Annotated in this window: 14 protein-coding genes, 1 pseudogene and 1 other annotated feature; of the genes and pseudogenes, 2 read left to right on the top strand and 13 right to left on the bottom strand. The window is 42.8% G+C overall.

The annotated features are described in order from the left end of the window. Positions 1-111: 111 nt before the first annotated feature. The 9 genes and pseudogenes from radC to ezrA form a co-directional block, all read right to left on the bottom strand. Positions 112-651: pseudogene (gene radC / locus ACTFWY_RS16035) on the bottom strand (RadC family protein); the annotation flags it as partial. 65 nt (positions 652-716) lie between these two features. Continuing rightward, complete coding sequence (locus tag ACTFWY_RS16030; RefSeq protein WP_003127338.1) at positions 717-1,391, bottom strand: HAD family hydrolase; 675 nt, start codon at positions 1,389-1,391, stop codon at positions 717-719. Then, positions 1,384-2,697: a bifunctional folylpolyglutamate synthase/dihydrofolate synthase gene (locus tag ACTFWY_RS16025; protein ID WP_005471605.1), complete on the bottom strand. Its 1,314-nt coding sequence runs from the start codon at positions 2,695-2,697 to the stop codon at positions 1,384-1,386. Before ACTFWY_RS16025 ends, ACTFWY_RS16030 begins: the two co-directional genes overlap by 8 nt. Before the next feature lie 255 nt (positions 2,698-2,952). After that, the gene (locus tag ACTFWY_RS16020) at positions 2,953-5,592 is read right to left on the bottom strand and encodes a valine--tRNA ligase (protein ID WP_308052254.1); all 2,640 of its coding nucleotides are present in this window, start codon (positions 5,590-5,592) and stop codon (positions 2,953-2,955) included. A gap of 84 nt (positions 5,593-5,676) precedes the next feature. Continuing rightward, positions 5,677-5,903: a binding site (T-box leader), on the bottom strand. A gap of 41 nt (positions 5,904-5,944) precedes the next feature. Next, positions 5,945-6,439: a thiol peroxidase gene (gene tpx, locus ACTFWY_RS16015; protein WP_003127335.1), complete on the bottom strand. Its 495-nt coding sequence runs from the start codon at positions 6,437-6,439 to the stop codon at positions 5,945-5,947. Between the two features lie 72 nt (positions 6,440-6,511). After that, a complete protein-coding gene (locus ACTFWY_RS16010) occupies positions 6,512-7,159 on the bottom strand; it encodes a redox-sensing transcriptional repressor Rex (RefSeq protein WP_003127334.1) in 648 nt (215 codons plus the stop codon). 257 nt (positions 7,160-7,416) lie between these two features. Then, positions 7,417-8,616: a tRNA uracil 4-sulfurtransferase ThiI gene (gene thiI / locus ACTFWY_RS16005; protein ID WP_003127333.1), complete on the bottom strand. Its 1,200-nt coding sequence runs from the start codon at positions 8,614-8,616 to the stop codon at positions 7,417-7,419. 45 nt (positions 8,617-8,661) lie between these two features. Next, entirely contained in the window at positions 8,662-9,807 is a 1,146-nt protein-coding gene (locus ACTFWY_RS16000; protein ID WP_005471603.1) for a cysteine desulfurase family protein, read from the bottom strand. A gap of 150 nt (positions 9,808-9,957) precedes the next feature. Further along, positions 9,958-11,679: a septation ring formation regulator EzrA gene (gene ezrA / locus ACTFWY_RS15995; RefSeq protein ID WP_003127330.1), complete on the bottom strand. Its 1,722-nt coding sequence runs from the start codon at positions 11,677-11,679 to the stop codon at positions 9,958-9,960. 368 nt (positions 11,680-12,047) lie between these two features. Here ezrA and ACTFWY_RS15990 point away from each other — a divergent pair, with 368 nt between their 5' ends. Next, a complete protein-coding gene (locus ACTFWY_RS15990; RefSeq protein ID WP_003127329.1) occupies positions 12,048-13,397 on the top strand; it encodes an aspartate kinase in 1,350 nt (449 codons plus the stop codon). Between the two features lie 123 nt (positions 13,398-13,520). Here ACTFWY_RS15990 and ACTFWY_RS15985 read toward each other — a convergent pair whose 3' ends face one another. The 3 genes from ACTFWY_RS15985 to ACTFWY_RS15975 all read right to left on the bottom strand — a co-directional run bounded on the left by ACTFWY_RS15985 (position 13,521) and on the right by ACTFWY_RS15975 (position 15,779). Beyond that, a complete protein-coding gene (locus tag ACTFWY_RS15985) occupies positions 13,521-14,033 on the bottom strand; it encodes a haloacid dehalogenase (protein WP_003127328.1) in 513 nt (170 codons plus the stop codon). A 67-nt stretch (positions 14,034-14,100) separates the two neighbouring features. Further along, positions 14,101-14,940, bottom strand: coding sequence for a Cof-type HAD-IIB family hydrolase (locus ACTFWY_RS15980; RefSeq protein ID WP_003127327.1), 840 nt, complete (start codon positions 14,938-14,940; stop codon positions 14,101-14,103). Positions 14,941-14,948: 8 nt separating this feature from the next. After that, positions 14,949-15,779, bottom strand: coding sequence for a DUF72 domain-containing protein (locus tag ACTFWY_RS15975; RefSeq protein ID WP_003127326.1), 831 nt, complete (start codon positions 15,777-15,779; stop codon positions 14,949-14,951). A gap of 85 nt (positions 15,780-15,864) precedes the next feature. Between ACTFWY_RS15975 and ACTFWY_RS15970 the strand changes: the two genes are divergently transcribed. Beyond that, on the top strand, positions 15,865-16,833 hold the full coding sequence (locus ACTFWY_RS15970) for an asparaginase (protein ID WP_005471602.1): 969 nt from the start codon (positions 15,865-15,867) through the stop codon (positions 16,831-16,833). Between the two features lie 114 nt (positions 16,834-16,947). On the opposite strand, the gene ACTFWY_RS15965 is transcribed toward ACTFWY_RS15970, so the two are convergent. Beyond that, entirely contained in the window at positions 16,948-17,706 is a 759-nt protein-coding gene (locus ACTFWY_RS15965; RefSeq protein WP_003127324.1) for an acyl-ACP thioesterase domain-containing protein, read from the bottom strand.

Genomic DNA, 17,706 nt, shown 5'->3' with positions numbered 1-17,706 from the left:
TTTAACTACTACAAATTATAAACCTTGTTAATTTTTATTTAAAGTAAAATATCCCTTTAATATCTCCTCTTAAACTACTTTAACTACTATTATTTATTATACTATGGTTAAGGGACTGCCGCTGGGATGATTGTGCACGCAGATCACTCGGGCGGCACAGCAACGAACTGCTCCGTGATAAATTTCTCTAGGATGAGCAATCGACTGATTGAGACTGCCGATGAATAACGTCTTTTTTTGGATGATCTCATTTTTGGTATTTAGGTAGAGACACAGCAAATGTTCTTGCTGGTAATCTTTTAATTCCTCCATCATCTGATTGGCAATATCCACACTGGAATGAACTCTGCCATATTTTGGCTGTGCTGCTCGTTGGATGCGGGCGCCAAGTTCTACGGTAGCTTTGAGTTCGATCGCTTTGATCTGGCCTACCCCACGAATGGCCTGCAGTTCGTCCAATGTCACGTGCTTTAGCTCATACAAGTCTTCAAACTCGTTGAGGATCTGACCAGCTAGTTCGATGACATTGAAAGGATGAGAACCCGTTCGTAAAAGAATCGCTAACAATTCTTGATTGGATAAAGCTTCAGCGCCATAATGCAATAGTCGTTCCCGAGGATAGGAACTTTGAGGAATTCCATTGTCTTTCATAAAAAAAACTCCTTTGCGTTAGTCTAAAATAAAACTACGCAAAAGAGTTCATGGTTGATGCGACACTACCAAGTATAGGCCTGCTCAAAATAATCCGGCACTTCTACCAGTGAAGGCAAGATATGCAGCACTTTTTCTTCGATCACTGACGTCGGAGCAACCAGATCAGGTACCATGATCACCGGAATGCCAGCTGCATGCGCAGCATGAATACCGTTAGCGGAATCTTCAAGAATGACTAATTGATTTTTCGGAACCCCTAAGCGATTATGGGCTTTTTCGAAAATTTCAGGATCCGGTTTCGCCCGCACAACATCATCGAAACAAACGATTTCTGGAAATTCTTGCGTCAGACCTGCGGAATCCAGCAATGTATCGATGACTCGTCGTTGGTTGCTAGAAGCAAGGATCCGCGGAATCCCTTTTTCATCCAAATAGCGCAGCAAGTCATGGACCCCCGGTTTTAATGCTGCTTGACCTTGCTCAAAGAGCAGCAGAGTTTGATCAAAAGCGGCTTGGATGAAACGATCAACAGTCTCTGGACCGAAGGCAGCATCATATCGTTCATGATAAGCCGCCCAGACTTCTTCATCTGAAACACCAACGTATGCTAGATAGACATCTTTTGTATAGGGGATCGCCATCTGATCGGCCACGATCTGTGTTGCCTGATAGTAAAGAAGCTCCGTATCAAAAATCAGTCCGTCCATATCAAAAATCACACCATTTAATTCAGCCATTTCTTCCTCCCATTCCCAACAAAAGTTCCCGAACTTCTGATACAAAATAAAGCGAACCAGTGATCAGAAGCAAGTCTTCATTGGTCATTTTTTCTAATAATTCTGCTAAGCCAAACTGCCATAGTGAAACGATCGAGATGCGCGCTTCATTCAATTGCTGGTAATCATCACTTAAATGGATCGCTTTTGGAAAATCAAATGTGGTCAAATAGATTTCAGCTTTCGGGATCGTTAACAGCTGTTGCAGCATCTCATCGACATTTTTTGTCTCCAATGCTGAAAACAAGATATGGATGCGATAGTTGGTGAATTCTTCTCTAACTGTCTCAACCAAGCGTTCCATGGCGTGCGTGTTATGCGCACCATCTATAATGATCAGCGGTTCATTGCTGATTTTCTCCATTCGCGCGGGCCAATAAGCTTTCTTTAAGCCATTGCGGACTACTTTTTCCGAAAATGGCAGTTTTTTTAACTCACAGAATAAATAATATAATTGAATAGCGACACCGGCGTTTTCTGGTTGGTGTCGACCAATCATCGGCGTTTTCAGTCCTTTGATTTTTCCGCGGTCATTCTCAAAATCGAACCACTCTCCCCAGATTTCATCCGGACGATGATACGTGACTCGATAGTCTTCTCCCAAGTGGGATACAGGAGCCTCAGATTCTGCAGCTTCAAGGTCGATTACGGATAGCGCACTTTCAGGGATCTTCCCAGTCACTAGTGGCACCTTGGGTTTGATGATCCCGGCTTTATGGGCAGCAATGGCCTCAATCGTGTCACCAAGCATATCCATATGGTCCATTCCAATAGTCGTGATGGCCGTCAAGATTGGTGTGATCACATTTGTACTATCCAAACGGCCGCCTAAGCCAACTTCTATGATAGCCACATCGACTTGTTGCTGGGCAAAGTAGCCGAATGCCAGTGCAGTCAAAATCTCAAATTGGGTGATTCCGGTCAATTCTTCTTCCTGATCCAGTTGCATGACGAGTGGTTGAAGTGTTTCGACCCATTCAATCAGCGAGTCATCTGGTATAAAACGCCCATCAATCTCGATCCGTTCATTGAAAGACTCGATATGGGGCGATGTGAACGTTCCAACTTGCAGCCCACTTTCTTCTAGAAGACTTCGTAAATAGCTGACAGTCGAACCCTTGCCGTTCGTTCCGGCAACATGGATCAATGTCAGATTTTTTTCTGGATTGCCTAATCGTTGTAGCAATGCTTCTACTCGCATCAATCCTGGACGCATCCCGAAGGTCTTTCTTCCGTGGATCCATGCAATTGCTTCTTCACTTGTCATGTTCTTCACCTCAAAATCATTTTAGCAAATCTTCCCTTTTTTTCCTAATTCTACTGCTCTTTCTCTCAGAGCGTTCCCAACAAAAATCGATAGGAAAACTACCCGATCTATAGCGGTTAGGAGTTCTTTCCTCTATAGATCGGGTAGCTAGAGATCGGGTAGTTAGAGAGTAAATAGTTAGATCGGTAATTTGCAACAGCTAGTGTTCCATAGGAATATCGATGATTAGCTTGCTGCCTCGATTCAATAAATAGATTATTGAATCGTACGCAATTGCTCGATCCGTTCTTGAACTGCTTTTTGTTTATCCAAATAATCGGCTTCTTTCGCTCGCTCTTGCGCCACAACTTCTTCAGGGGCATTGGCAACGAAACGTTCGTTTGCTAATTTCCCTTGCACGCGTTTGACCTCTTGATTGAATTTCGCCAATTCTTTTTCTAAACGGCTGATTTCTTCTTCGATATTGATCAAGCCGGCTAATGGCAAATAGATCGTTGCTCCGGATAAGATAGCTGACATCGCCAATTCCGGTGCTTCCAGTGTATTGGAAATCACTAGCTCTTCTGGATTGCAGAATCGTTCGATATAGTTTTTGTTGGTGATCAGGAAGCTCTCGATCTCAACATCGTTGGTTTGGATCAGCAATGTAATTGGCTTAGAAAGCGGCGTGTTGACTTCCGCCCGAATGTTGCGGACAGAACGAATCAACTCTTTTAACACTTCCATTCCTTGTGCTGCTTTCTCATCCGACCACTCTGGCTGAACTTCTGGATAAGCAGCTACTACAAGCGAATCGCCTGTATGAGGCAGTTTACTCCAAATTTCTTCTGTGACAAACGGCATGATTGGGTGCAGCAAGCGTAATATTTGATCCAACACATGAACCAAAATGCTCTTATTGACTTGTTTAGCTGCTTCATTTTCACCATATAAGGTTTCTTTGCTCATTTCGATATACCAGTCACAAAAGTCATCCCAAATAAAGTTGTATAACTGGCGACCTGCTTCACCGAATTCAAAACGATCAAACAACTCAGTCACTTTCTCGATCGTTTCATTTAAACGAGTTAAGATCCAACGGTCCGCTACGGATTTCTCGCCAGAAAAATCAATATCTGTCACCGTCATTCCTTCAACATTCATCAAGACAAAACGGGACGCATTCCAAATCTTGTTGATGAAGTTCCAAGCAGCATCCATTTTTTCATAGCTGAAGCGAACATCTTGTCCTGGTGCAGAGCCATTTGATAAGAACCAGCGCAATGCATCGGCGCCATATTTTTCGATGACTTCCATCGGATCGATCCCGTTCCCTAATGACTTACTCATTTTACGTCCCTGTTCATCACGAATCAGTCCATGGATCAGCACATTTTCAAAAGGACGTTTGCCTGTGAATTCCAAGCTTTGGAAAATCATGCGGCTTACCCAGAAAGCAATGATGTCGTAGCCTGTGACTAGCGTGTTGGTTGGGAAATAACGCTGATAATCAGCACTATTTTCATCCGGCCAGCCCATGGTTGAAAATGGCCATAATGCGGAGCTGAACCAAGTATCCAGTACATCAGGATCCTGTGTCCAGTTTTCGGCATCTGCCGGTGCTTCTAAGCCCACATACATTTCATCAGTTTCATTGTGGTACCAAGCAGGAATTTGATGTCCCCACCACAATTGTCGGGAAATAACCCAGTCGTGAATATTTTCCATCCAGCGCAAGAAAGTTTGATTGAAGCGCGGTGGGAAAAACTCGACTGCCTGATCCGTCGATTGGTTGTCGATCGCTTCTTTAGCCAATGGCCCCATTTTGACAAACCATTGCGTAGATAAACGAGGTTCAACAACGACACCGGTTCTTTCTGAATGGCCAACACTGTGAATCATTTTTTCAATCTTTAACAAACGTCCGATATCTTCCAAATCTTTGACGATCGCTTTACGAGCTGCAAAACGATCCATGCCAGCATATTTACCGGCTAAATCATTCATGGTTCCGTCATCGTTCATAACATTGACCCGTGGCAAGTTATGGCGGTTACCGACTTCAAAGTCATTCGGATCATGGGCGGGGGTGATTTTTACTACGCCGGTTCCAAATTCTTGATCCACGTAAGTATCCGCAATGATTGGGATCTCTTTATTAACTAATGGTAAAATAACCTTTTTGCCGATCAATTCTTGGTAGCGTTCATCCTCTGGATGGACAGCGATCGCAGTGTCTCCTAGCATCGTTTCTGGACGAGTGGTGGCAATCTCTACGGTACCAGAACCATCTGCCAGTTCATAAGTCATGTGGTAAAAAGCTCCTTCGATCTCTTTATGGATGACTTCAATATCAGATAAGGCCGTACGTGCTTGCGGATCCCAGTTGATGATATATTCGCCGCGATAGATCAAGTCTTTTTCGTAAAGAGTTACGAAGACTTTACGGACAGCATCTGACAGACCCTCGTCTAATGTGAATCGTTCTCGACTATAGTCAAGAGACAATCCTAGTTTTGCCCACTGCTCACGAATATGGCCTGCATATTCTTCTTTCCATTCCCACACTTGGTCGACAAATTTTTCCCGACCAAGGTCATAGCGGGAGATCCCTTGTTCTCTTAGTTTTTCTTCGACTTTTGCTTGTGTCGCAATTCCAGCGTGATCCATACCTGGTAACCACAATGTATCAAACCCTTGCATCCGTTTTTGGCGAATGATGATATCTTGAAGGGTTGTATCCCACGCATGGCCTAAGTGTAGTTTACCAGTAACATTTGGCGGAGGAATAACGATTGAATAAGGCTTGGCTTTTTGATCACCACTTGGTTTGAATAGATCTTTGGCTAACCATTCCTGGTAGCGTCCCGCTTCGACTTCTTGCGGGTTGTACTTTGTTGATAAGTTATCGGACATTGTTTTACCTCCTACTTTTTTTGATCAGTTCCTTCAAGACCGCTCGGCTTTTGGGAATAAAAAAAGTCCTAAAATGCCGAAGCATTTTAGGACGCAAATACGCGGTACCACCTAAATTGTAGATTTCTCTACCTCTTGGGCGTGAGTTAACGGTCACGAAGCGTTTGATTCTACTGAACAAGGTGTTCCTTGCTGTTCCAATCAAAGACTCACAAGCTACCTTCTCAGATTCCTGCTGAAAACCTTGCACCAATTGGTCTTCTCTCTGTAAAAACAGTCCGTCTGATACTCCTCTTGATCCTCGTCTTCTTTCAATTGATCTTGTTCATTCTACAATGAACTTTTTTGAAAGTCAAACAGCGATTGATCTGGCAGCGGCCAAAGCCGATTGATAGTCCGGTTCTTGAGAGATTTCAGGCACGATCTCTTCGTACCGGATCACCCCTTTTTCATCTAAGACAAAAATCGCGCGGGCAAAATGTCCAAACTCTGGGATCATAATTTGATAGGTTTCTCCAAACGTATTTTCTGGATCATGCAGCATCAGCATATCGATCCCTTCTTGTCCACACCAATTTGCTTGTTCTTCTTTCGTATTGTTCGAGATTGTCACAAAATTAACCTCATCAATCTTACTTGCTTCTTCATTGAAGCGCTTCGTCTGCAATGCACAGACCCGCGTGTCAATGTCGGGAACAATGCTTAAGATCGTCGGTTTACCTAAGAAATCAGCCAAGCGATAAACTTTGTCATCTAAACTTTTCAGTTCAAATTCTTTGGCTTGATCCCCTACTTTTGGCTGAATGCCTGGTACTTCAAAAATGGTTCCTTTACGTGTTACTTGCATGTCATCTCTCCTATTACAGTTTTCTCCAGTATAGGAGAGAACCCGCGAAAGCCAAAAGATTTTGCTCAAAACCTACGATTTCTGAGAATAGGTATTGTCAAAAAAGATCAACGTCTGTAATTCTGTCGTCAGATCGATGTATTGGATATGAACATTTTTAGGTACATTGACGCGATCAGGGGCAAAATTTAAAATCGCTGTAATGCCAGATTCTACGATCGTATCGATTGCCGCCTGAGAATATTGACTAGGTACTGTCGAGATAGCTACAGTGATTCCTTTCTCCTGAACGATCTCAGCTAGCTGATCCATTCCATAAACATAGTGACCGTCGATGGTCTTACCGATCAATTGCGGATCATTATCAAATACAGCAACGATCGAAAGATTCTCATTGCGGCGAAAGTTGTTATTTGCAAGAGCTTTACCTAGATTGCCAAAGCCCACTAATGCAATGTTCTTTGCTTCGTTCGTTTCTAATATATGGCTAAAAACTTCAATCAAGTAAGGAACTTCATAACCATACCCGCTTCGTCCTAATTCCCCTAAGTGGGAAAAGTCCCGACGAATCGTTGCGGAAGGAACTTGTGTGATCTCAGCAAACTCTTTTGATTTGATTCGATGGACACCTGATGCATCCAAAAATTTTAAATGCCTTAAATAAGCAGGCAGACGTTTCGCTGTTGCTTTAGGAAGTTTTTTTTCTCTTAATGCTTCCATGGTTTCCGTCCTCCTTGTTAAATAGTTCACATATCGAGTTTAGCATGCTCGTCATTGAATAGCAAGCAATTTTCACAAACTTTTAATGCTTCCTAGATTCCAGTCAAACGACTGTGAGAAATCTCTCACAGGTCCAGCATAAACGAAAAAAGACGGCTACTTGGGCACACCCTTTGTAACCATCTTTTTTCTTTAATTGCCAACAGTCAACAGCTGGTTTTTATCCCCTGATATCAAAATTTTTTCTGATGTGAAGATCAAAGAAAATCAGCGAATTCTGCTTTTTCGGAAGCTTGGATCTCTTCGATTTTCAACCCAGCTAATGCCCGCTCCATCATGCCTGCTATATCTAAGCGCTCTTCATATAAATGCACTTTCTCCAACTTCGGTCTTGTCTTAGGCTGTGGCGGAGCAAAAATCGTGCAGCAGTCTTCAAATGGCTGGATCGCCAGTTCAAACGTATCGATCTCTTGAGCTACATCAATGATTTCTAATTTATCCATCGTTGCCACCGGACGAATGATTGGCGTATTCGTTACTTCATTGATCGCCACCATACTTTGCAATGTTTGTGAAGCCACTTGGCCTAGTGATTCTCCGTTCAAAATAATCAATCCATGACGAGCTTCACGGATCGCATCTGTGAGTCGCAGCATCATCCGGCGAGTGATCGTCATCCAATAGCCTTGAGGCACATGCTTCTTGATTTCTTCTTGAACTTCAGTGAATGGGACTTCAATAAACTGAATACCGCCAACATAAGGGGTTAGTTTCTTTGTCAGATCTTTGGCTTTTTGTAGTGCCTGTTCGCTAGTATAAGGCGGGCTGGCAAAATGGACCGCTTCGATCTCTACCCCGCGTTTCATCGCAAAATAACCAGCAACGGGGGAATCGATCCCGCCTGAAAGCATCAGCATCCCTTTCCCACTCGTTCCAACCGGTAACCCACCAGCTCCTTGGATCGTCTCGTAAGAAAGGTAGGCTCCATCCATACGGATCTCTACCCGTAGATTGATATCTGGCTTTTTCATTTGAACTTTGATTTCTGGAAAGCGATCAATTACAGCATTTCCTAACGTCAAATTCAACTGATTACTGTCTTGGATGAATTGATGGTCACTGCGTTTGGCAGTGATTTTGAAGGTCTCAGTCCCTGTATAGATTTCACTCATCACTGTTTGTACGGCTTCTTTTAACACTTCGACGTCTTTTTCTACCCGAATGCTGGGAGAAAAATTTTGAATCCCAAACACTTTTTGCAATTTCAATATAATTGCCTGACTGTCTTCCCCATTCAGAAGCAAATGCATCCGATCACGTTCTGCATGAACTTTGACTTTAGGAAAGTCGGCAAGTGTTCGCTTCACATTCTCCGCCAACTGCATAATGAAACTGCGGCGGTTTTTTCCTTTGGTTGATAATTCGCCGTAGCGAACCATGATCTCTGTATAATTCACGAGTAAAACTCCTTTGTTTGTCGTTGGTATGTTCGCAACATGCTCTTATTGGCTTAATTTTGAGAACTTTTGATAAAGCTGATTAAATACAATCAAAAATTGTTCTACTTCGGCCATCGTATTACTTTCATCCAAGCTGACCCGAACTGCTGAAGTAGCTAAGCGACTAGGGACATGCATCGCATGCAATGTGCTGCTAGCCATTTTCTTGCGGGAAGAGCAGGCACTAGTCGTTGAGAGATAAATCTGTTTTTCTTCAAAGGCATGGACAAGCACTTCTCCTCTGATCCCTTCCAATGAGAAACAAAGAATATGCGGCGCAAAATGTTCGGCTCCAGAAAACACCGTCACTTTCTCATACTCAGATAATGCTTCTGAAAGGTAACTTTTCAATAAGCCCACATGGTTAGGCCGGGCAGCTTTTTGTTCAAGTGCTAGTCGCAACGCTTTAGCCATTGCAACAATTGCCGGTAAATTCTCAGTCCCGCTGCGCTGATTTTGTTCTTGCCCGCCACCGGTCATCAATGGTGTTAGCTTACGGCCTTTTTTCCAATAAATAAAACCGACGCCCCTAGGTCCATGAAACTTGTGGGCAGAAAATGTGGCAAAGTCTACCCGTTGTGGCAACCATTGCTGCTGATCAACCTTCGCAATTGCTTGAACAGCATCCACATGGAAGTGGATGCGAGGATGAGCTTCTAGAATTTCAGCGATTTGATTGATTGGCTGGATCGAACCAATTTCGTTGTTGACTGCCATCACAGAAACAAGAATCGTTTCCTTTCGGATCAGTTGCTGCAAAGCAGCGACATCTACAAATCCAGTAGAAGTAACGGGTGCGATACTCACGTCAAACCCTAGTTCTTTCAACTGTTCTGCGGTCTCACTGACCGCTGGATGTTCGATGCCAGAAATAATCAAGTGATTGCCATAAGCTTTTTTGGCGATCGCGGTGCCTTTTAAGACCCAATTGTCTCCTTCCGTCCCCCCACTGGTAAACCAAATCTCTGAAGCAGAAACTTGCAGCAGCTCAGCAATTTGCGCCCGAGACTGTTCCAAAAGACGGCTGGCTTGACTGCCCAGATCGTGAAGACTTGAAGGGTTGCCGATAATACGCTGACTAACTTTTACATATGTATCTAATGCTTGCGGATAAATTGCGGTTGTGGCGCTGTTATCAAAATAAATCAATGCTAGGACCCTTTCTTTGAAAAATTCTTTCCCATTATAACTGCTCTTTCCTGCTCTTTCAAGAAGTTCCTCTTCTTGGATCGATTTGTCGGTAGAGAATCCGCCAATTCACTAAAAAAGCCAGACAGTTTTTCACTGCTGGCTTTTGCTTTATACTAAATCACGATTCTTGAAATAGAAGTTCTCGATCCGCTTGAAAGCACCTGGTTCGACGCGTTCCAAAGCTGTCCCGATCTCATCTAATGCATCTTGATAACGATACTCTTTCGTAAACAGATACAAACTCTTATCAATCGCTGCTTTGATGTCGGCATGTGAATGACGGTAACGGTTTGCATATTGCATCATTTGTTCTGTCAATGCAGCTGCATCCACTAAATCTTTCGTTTGTTCATCAAGCATGTCTAAATCTTCTTCACAAACTGAAACCAATTTATTGATTTCTTGCATGTTGATCCGAATTTTATTCAATTCTTTGCCTAATTCTTCCACTCGGTCAGTTGCGACAAAGAAGAATTCTAAGTATTCCCCTGGTAAGCCTGGCAAACGCTGTTTCTCAACAAAACGTTTGAGGTTACGTAAACGAAATTCGAAGTTCTCTACTTTCTCTTGTGCGACCTTTTCACCACGGCGTAGATCACTTAGCGCTTCATCGATTTCAACTTGTTGCGCTTCGACATCATCTAAAATTTTGTAAGCATCTTTATAAAAACTTTGTACTTCTGAATAAGGGATCTCATGGTTTTCCAACTGCGGCAAGTATTCATTGTTGCGGCGAGCCAATTCATCGACTTCTGTTTGGAAGCCACGAACCCGACCTAATTCATTATGATTCAATGTATAGCTTTGAGCGGTATGATCCAACTCAATCAATAATTGACGATTGTTTTTCGTCGCATGATCGATGTAGTCAACAATCACTTGACGATTTTTAAGAACATATTTCTTCGCATTGATTTCACGTTCCATTACCGTATACAAAGCATCGATGTCACTAGCTGTATCCCGATTAGCTACCTCCACAGAAGCAACTTCTGTTTTGGCTAAATCATTCATAGAATTTTCAACCCGTTTTTTCACGCGGTTGATATCTTCTTGGAAGTTAGCTTCAGGAAAGACGTATTTTTGATCCAATAATTTTTTGTATCCATCTTGGATTTCTTTTAATTGATCAGGGAACGTACGATTCAGCTCTTCATAAGCAGCTGGGATTCGTTTCATCAAATCTTCGACTTCATAGGTGTGTTGCTCTGCTTGTTCTAAAACTTCCCGAGCTTCGACCGGATCACCGGAAGTATTCAGCGTAACAAATTGAGTGAATTCAATCTCGATATTTTTGATTTGCTTTTGCAGTTCGTTATAAGCTGGACCAAATTCCTCTCCATGCTCCCGCAAGTTTTTCTTCAAATCTTCATAAACATCCAATGCTTTTTGGACTTCTAGGGAATTGCGTTCTTCACTTTCACGAAGTTCTTTCAAGCCGGCACGAATCTCTTCGACTTGACGTTCCATATCATCCATGGTTGCTTCCGCTTGTTCGATCGCTGTTTTAGCTTTGAAAAAGCGAATCCGTTCATTCAACTCTTCGACTTCAAAGATTTGGCTTTCCAGTTCCGCAAATGAGGAGGTGGAAATATCTGTCCATTGCTGGTTCCATTCTCGGAATGTGTTTTGGCTTTGACCCACCAAATGCATTTTTTTCACTTCATCGACTTCTTCAATGACCGGCAGATCAAACAGGTTTTCTTTACGTTTCTCTAAGACATCCAGTTTCTCCTGATTTTTCTTTCGCATAAAGTAACCGATCGCATATAAGATCGCCGCGATGACGACAATGGCAATAACGATTCCAAAGATGATATTAGTTCCCATTTTATGGTTCCTCCAATTTTCAAATCTACACTTTTCGTATGAAATCCGCGTTTTCACAGATCCGTTTTTGGGTATGTAAGGTATCTCAAATAAAAGGACCCACTTGTCCCTTTTCAAAAAAAGCATCTACGCTAGATTATAGCATAAAGAAAAAAATCAAGCATTAAATTGCGGCAAAAAAGATTGACTTTTTTGCGACTTCCTCCAATTTTTCATTCTTTTTTTAACAAGCTCTCTCTAAATTTCCTTGGAAAAGCCGAAATCAAAAAAGCTTTTTCCTGTTTTTTGGTGCCTTTTTTAAGAAATGCCTTGATTTCTCACTTTTGACACTGTACTCTAGAAAAAAGCTTGAACAGGAGTAATGCAAGATGAAAGTAGCAAAATTTGGTGGTAGTTCGCTCGCTTCAGCCGAGCAAGTGCAAAAAGTAGTTGATATTATCCAAGCAGATCCACAACGCCGTTTTGTTGTTGTTTCTGCCCCCGGTAAACGCCATGCAGACGATACCAAAGTGACTGATCTTTTATTAGCCACTTGTGAAGGACTAGCTGCATCAAAAGATGTCCGTCCCTTATTAACAGAAATTTATGCGCGTTATGCTGCCATCGCTGCCCCTTTTCAAGTGGCGCCTGAATTATTGGCAGAGATCCAAAGTGCTTTACAGCAGTTTCTGACATTGTCGCCTAATGATGACCCACATTTTCATGACAAGATCTTAGCTAGTGGAGAAGACAATAACGCTCGTTTGATTGCCGGAATTTTACAAGCATCCGGTCTAGCAGCACGTTACTTAAACCCAGAGGAGCTAGGGATCTTAGTCACTGATGAACCCCAAAACGCCCGGATCTTGCCAGCATCTTACACAAAAATCAATGCCTGGGCAGAAACAGAAGAAATTTTAGTGATCCCAGGATTTTTTGGGTATACGGAGGATGGAGAAATCTGTACTTTCTCTCGAGGCGGATCAGATATTTCTGGTGCATTGGTAGCTGCTGGTGTCAACGCGACGCTTTATGAGAACTTTACAGACGTCGATGGTATTTTTTCGGCTCATCCAGGCTATGTCCATCACCCAGAACCCATCAAAGAACTGACTTATCGAGAAATGCGGGAACTTTCGTATGCCGGATTCACGGTGCTGCACGATGAAGCGTTGATGCCTTCTTATCGGGCAAAGATTCCCGTCGTTATCAAAAATACGAATAATCCCACACATCCAGGAACTATGATTACCAACCAACGGAACAACTTGACACAACCAGTTGTCGGTGTTGCTAGTGATGAAGGCTTCTGTATGATCTACATCCGTAAATACTTGATGAACCGAGAAGTTGGTTTTACTTTACGCGTCCTTGAGATTTTCAAAGAATTTGATTTAAACTATGAGCATATGCCGTCCGGAATCGATGATATCTCGATCATTATGAGAGCCAATCAATTAAATCCGGTGTTGGAAGAAGAATTGCTGCGCAAGATCGCTTATGAGATCGATCCAGATGAATTACGAATGACCCACGACTTATCCATGGTCGTAGTCGTCGGCGAAGGGATGCGCCAACGAGTGGGGATCACTGCAGACAGCACAGCTGCATTGGCCCGCAAGAACATCAACTTGGAAATGATCAACCAAGGTTCTTCCGAGGTCAGTATTATGTTTGGTATCCATAAAGAACAAGAGAAAGCCGCTGTTCGAACTTTGTATTATACCTTTTTTGATTGATAGTCAGTGGCCTTTCCCAACAAAGCCGCCCCTCAAATACACTTAGAACAAAAAAACAAGATGACCCTTGCGAATGATTTTGCAAAGGTCATCTTATTTTTATGGGTGTTCACTCGTTTCAAGTCAACTCTTCATTTTTGCTACGATCTGACGTTCAATTTCAGCTTTGATGCGGGGCTCTGGAGCAAAACGTTCTTCCCAATCCGCAGGTTTCATGACTTTATGAGTCACAGGATGGTAATGGGGCATGCCATCTGGAAAAAGTTTCCCCATATTGGCTTCATGAACGATTTTCAAAATTGGTGCCGGATCGACACCCAATAGTGAAAAAGAGCCATAGGTGAAATACAAAAGATCGCATAAGGCATCGACTTGCTCGACTAACGTATCCGTCACTGGTTTTTGTTTGCTAGTGATCTTTTCTTTTGCTTGCTCGATTCCCTGATGCAGATCCGCCACTGACTGTGCGAACTGCTCGGGATCATTGTTGGCCGCTGCATACAAAAACTCAACTAATTCTTCTACTTTGAACCCTGCACGGAAACTGGCCTTTTCTGGTGTGAATGGCCGTGGTTGCTCCGGACGTGTCGGGTCAAAGGTTTGATGAAATTCTTCTGTCATTTCAAAAGGACTCATCTTCTTTCCTCCTCCGTTGATCTCACTCAATCAATTCGTGTATTCCATTTATTCCTCTAGTTATGTGTTATTCGATGATGCCATAGTGTTTCAGAGCCTGAGCGATACCATCTTCATTATTAGATGCTGTTACATAATTGGCCGCTGTCTTTGCCACTTGCTGCGCATTCCCCATAGCCACCCCAATACCAACACCTTTCAACATCTCGATATCATTTTCGTGATCCCCAAAAGCCATGGCTTCCTCGATCGCGATCCCTTCATAAGCCAAAAACTCATGGATTCCCTTCATTTTCGAGCCTTTCTTGGGGACGATATCCACTGAATAGGCATTGGAGCGTTTGAAATCACAGGAAGGCAGTTTTTGCTTTAGCTTTTCTTTCTCTGATTCGGGACTCAGCATAATGCACTGATAAATTGGTTCCCGCAAAATATCCAGAGACTGATACCGTTTGGCATTTCGATTTGGACTGAATCGCTGCAGCAATTTTTTTAGCACCCCAACGGGAAACTTCTTTGGGACGAATCGCAAATAACGTTGCATCACTGGTGATTGACTCAAACGAATCGTCAAGCTGCCAGCCACTTTGGTTTCTCCGCCAAACATTACCTGCCGATAATTTTCATCTGCATATGCAACAATTTCTTCAAGGATGTTCTTCGAGAAAGGTTTGGCATAAATCAAATTTTGTTTGGTGTAGACAAACTGCCCATTATAGGTGATGAACATATCCAAATCTAAATAATCGATGACTTTCTCTAATTCTACAGGTCCGCGGCCTGTCGCCACGCCACATAAAACACCTTGTTTTCTGGCTTCTTTGATCGCTGCTCGGGTACTTGCCATCGCTTTCCCGTTATCTGCGATCAATGTACCATCGATGTCAAAAAAAATTGCTTTAATCATATAACTCCTCAAAATAGCTCCAATTGGCTAGGATTCAGTTGTTGGTAATCGATTTGCATGGCTTCGATCAACGCGCGGGCATTGTCCGCCGCATCACCGCCAGCATTATTGTTAAAAATAACAGCAACTTCTTGTGCGTGAGCCGCTGTTTCTTCGACTGCTTGACGTAGTTCACTTAATTCTTTCTCATTGTAGCGATAGAGCGTCCGATTCTTTTTGGCGTCAGGTCCGGTAGCTGTCCAACCAACATCATTTCTGCCATGAAAACGACATACGGCAAATGCCGGGTTAGTCACTAGCGGTTCTAAAGGAACCGTAGTGGAGAGTTTCTTGGGCTCATCAACAATAACCAACGAGAACTTTTGCTTGCGCATATAGGCTTGCATCGAAGAGCGGAACTCTGGCTGATACCAACTATTATCCCGCAACTCGATTGCCACCGGATACGCTGCAAACCACTGACGTACTTCATCTAAATACGCCACACTTTCTTTCGTACACTTAAACCGGTTGGGAAATTGTGCCAGCAAACAATAAAGCCGGCCAGCATCCACCATAGGTTGAATCGCCTGCTTGAAAGCTGTTAGTGCTTCTGCCATAGACATACCTTCCGGCAAATCACCTTGTGTCGTTACGCTTTGATGCACTTTAAGAATAAAACGGAAGTTATCCGGTACCTGCGTCAACCAATTCCGCACATCCTTCTCTTTGGGTAAATAATGATAAGACGTATCCAGTTCAACCACAGGAAAGACACTGGCATATTCAAAAAGTTTTGATGTTTTTCTCTGAACAAGAGAACCATGTTCACTAAATGTCGTACAACCAATTCGAATCATTTTTCCTCACCTTGCTTGTTTTCTTATTTGATTAGTATACAATAGTTTTGGAGTTATGAGTAAAATAATCTTTGAGGTGACAAAAATGAAAAAAATCCTCGTTTTGCATACAGGTGGCACCATTGCCATGAAAGAAGATGTGTTGACCGGTGGTGTCAGTCCAGACGTCACAAACCCATTGATGGACGCCCCTATCCATATCGATGACGATGTTGAACTGATCGTTGAAGATATCTTTAATCTACCTAGTCCTCACATTGCACCTGAGCAAATGCTGCAAATCAAAGAACGCATCCAGTTGGCTCATTTAAGTGGAATCGATGGCGTAGTTGTCACTCACGGAACAGATACATTAGAAGAAACTGCCTTTTTTCTAGATACAACGATCGGCAATCAGCTGCCTATCGTCATTACAGGTGCCATGCGCTCCAGTAATGAAGTCGGCAGTGACGGTTTATATAATTTTGAAAGTGCCATTCGCGTAGCAAAATGTGATGATGCTCAAAAAAAGGGTGTTCTAGTCGTTATGAATGACGAAATCCACTCTGCTCGTTATGTCACAAAGACGCATACAACGAATGTTGCAACTTTTCGCACGCCAACACTAGGTCCCATTGGGCTGGTCACAAAAAATCGAATATTATTCATGCAGGAACTATTAGAGAGTCGCCAATTGGATGTTGATCGGGTCGATGGCTTGATTCCGATCGTTAAAGCCTATGCCGGCATGCATGGAGAACTTTTTGAGGCCTTAGCAGAATCCAATATCGATGGATTGGTCATTGAAGCCCTCGGAGCTGGCAATCTACCACCCCAAACATTACCGCCGCTAAAAAAATTACTGGCGAAACAAATCCCAGTCGTACTAGTCTCCCGCTGTTTCAACGGTATTGCCGAACCTGTCTATGGTTATTCTGGAGGCGGAAAAGAACTGCAGGAGATGGGAGTCATCTTTTGCAATAGCATCAACAGTCAAAAAGCCCGAATCAAATTGCTGATCGCCAAAAATCGTCGGCTGCCATTAGTTGAATTACACGACTTTATGGAAAACTGATTGTTGACTTTTTTAGAAACTAAACTGACAAAAAACCGCACCTTCGCTTGTTCTTAGCAACTGACCTTTTTTAAGAGAAGGTCAATCGCTAAGAACAGACGATTGTCAGTGCGGTTAGTTGTTTTCATTATTTTTTGTTCGTTCATGCCACTTCATTGCGGCTTCGCAGTACGTCGTCTCTCCGATTCTGATCTCATGTAATGTTTCCAAATGGTTCTCATCCCGAATCGTTTCAAAATGACTTTCTACCAAGTTCCCGTACTCAACTTCTCGGTCAAAACGAATCGTTATTTCCTTCACTTGATGCGTCGTCAAAAATTCATAGCCTAAAACATCCAGCAGCCAATTAAAATACATTGCATTGTTGACGTGCTGATTGCTGTCGATATCATAAAACCGAACCCGATAAGGTAAAAAATGTCCTTTTTCTGGGGAATTGATTTTAGGATAGCGCTTGATGCGCTTGATTTTCTCACTTTCAAAAGGAGCGACGATCTCATCTGGAACACTGCTGACTTTGCGTGTTGCCAAATCCATCAATGCAAAAACCGACTCGATCTTCACTAATTCATTTCCTTGGGCGTCGTGCAGCCAGAAATAGCGGTAGCAAAAATATTTATTGTATTCTTTTGCTTGTGTTGAGACCATGATCTGTTCCCCGACCATCGGCAACCGATTGACCGTGATATGGTAAGTAGTAATGATCCATGTCAGTCCAAAAGAGCGAATGTATTCTGGCCCACGCTCCAATACTGCACTTTGCTCTTCGGATACTTTGATTGCCACTCCCAACATTGCTGGAAACGTCATTGTCTGATTGATATCGCACTCATAATAAGCGACTTCATGTTCTTTTTGATACTTTGCTACCAT

Source organism: Enterococcus sp. 125944 (assembly GCF_051909435.1).
Lineage (GTDB): Bacteria > Bacillota > Bacilli > Lactobacillales > Enterococcaceae > Enterococcus_D > Enterococcus_D gallinarum.
Note: the sequence above shows the minus strand (reverse complement) of the source record. Positions and strands in the feature narration are given on the sequence as shown.

Bases quoted from the DNA above. Each gene is read 5' to 3' on its own strand.
- ACTFWY_RS16030 (WP_003127338.1), bottom strand. From the start codon at position 1,391: ATGGCTGAATTAAATGGTGTGATTTTTGATATGGACGGACTGATTTTT.
- ACTFWY_RS16025 (WP_005471605.1), bottom strand. From the start codon at position 2,697: ATGACAAGTGAAGAAGCAATTGCATGGATCCACGGAAGAAAGACCTTC.
- ACTFWY_RS16020 (WP_308052254.1), bottom strand. From the start codon at position 5,592: ATGTCCGATAACTTATCAACAAAGTACAACCCGCAAGAAGTCGAAGCG.
- tpx (WP_003127335.1), bottom strand. From the start codon at position 6,439: ATGCAAGTAACACGTAAAGGAACCATTTTTGAAGTACCAGGCATTCAG.
- ACTFWY_RS16010 (WP_003127334.1), bottom strand. From the start codon at position 7,159: ATGGAAGCATTAAGAGAAAAAAAACTTCCTAAAGCAACAGCGAAACGT.
- ezrA (WP_003127330.1), bottom strand. From the start codon at position 11,679: ATGGGAACTAATATCATCTTTGGAATCGTTATTGCCATTGTCGTCATC.
- ACTFWY_RS15990 (WP_003127329.1), top strand. From the start codon at position 12,048: ATGAAAGTAGCAAAATTTGGTGGTAGTTCGCTCGCTTCAGCCGAGCAA.
- ACTFWY_RS15985 (WP_003127328.1), bottom strand. From the start codon at position 14,033: ATGAGTCCTTTTGAAATGACAGAAGAATTTCATCAAACCTTTGACCCG.
- ACTFWY_RS15980 (WP_003127327.1), bottom strand. From the start codon at position 14,940: ATGATTAAAGCAATTTTTTTTGACATCGATGGTACATTGATCGCAGAT.
- ACTFWY_RS15975 (WP_003127326.1), bottom strand. From the start codon at position 15,779: ATGATTCGAATTGGTTGTACGACATTTAGTGAACATGGTTCTCTTGTT.
- ACTFWY_RS15970 (WP_005471602.1), top strand. From the start codon at position 15,865: ATGAAAAAAATCCTCGTTTTGCATACAGGTGGCACCATTGCCATGAAA.
- ACTFWY_RS15965 (WP_003127324.1), bottom strand. From the start codon at position 17,706: ATGGTAGCAAAGTATCAAAAAGAACATGAAGTCGCTTATTATGAGTGC.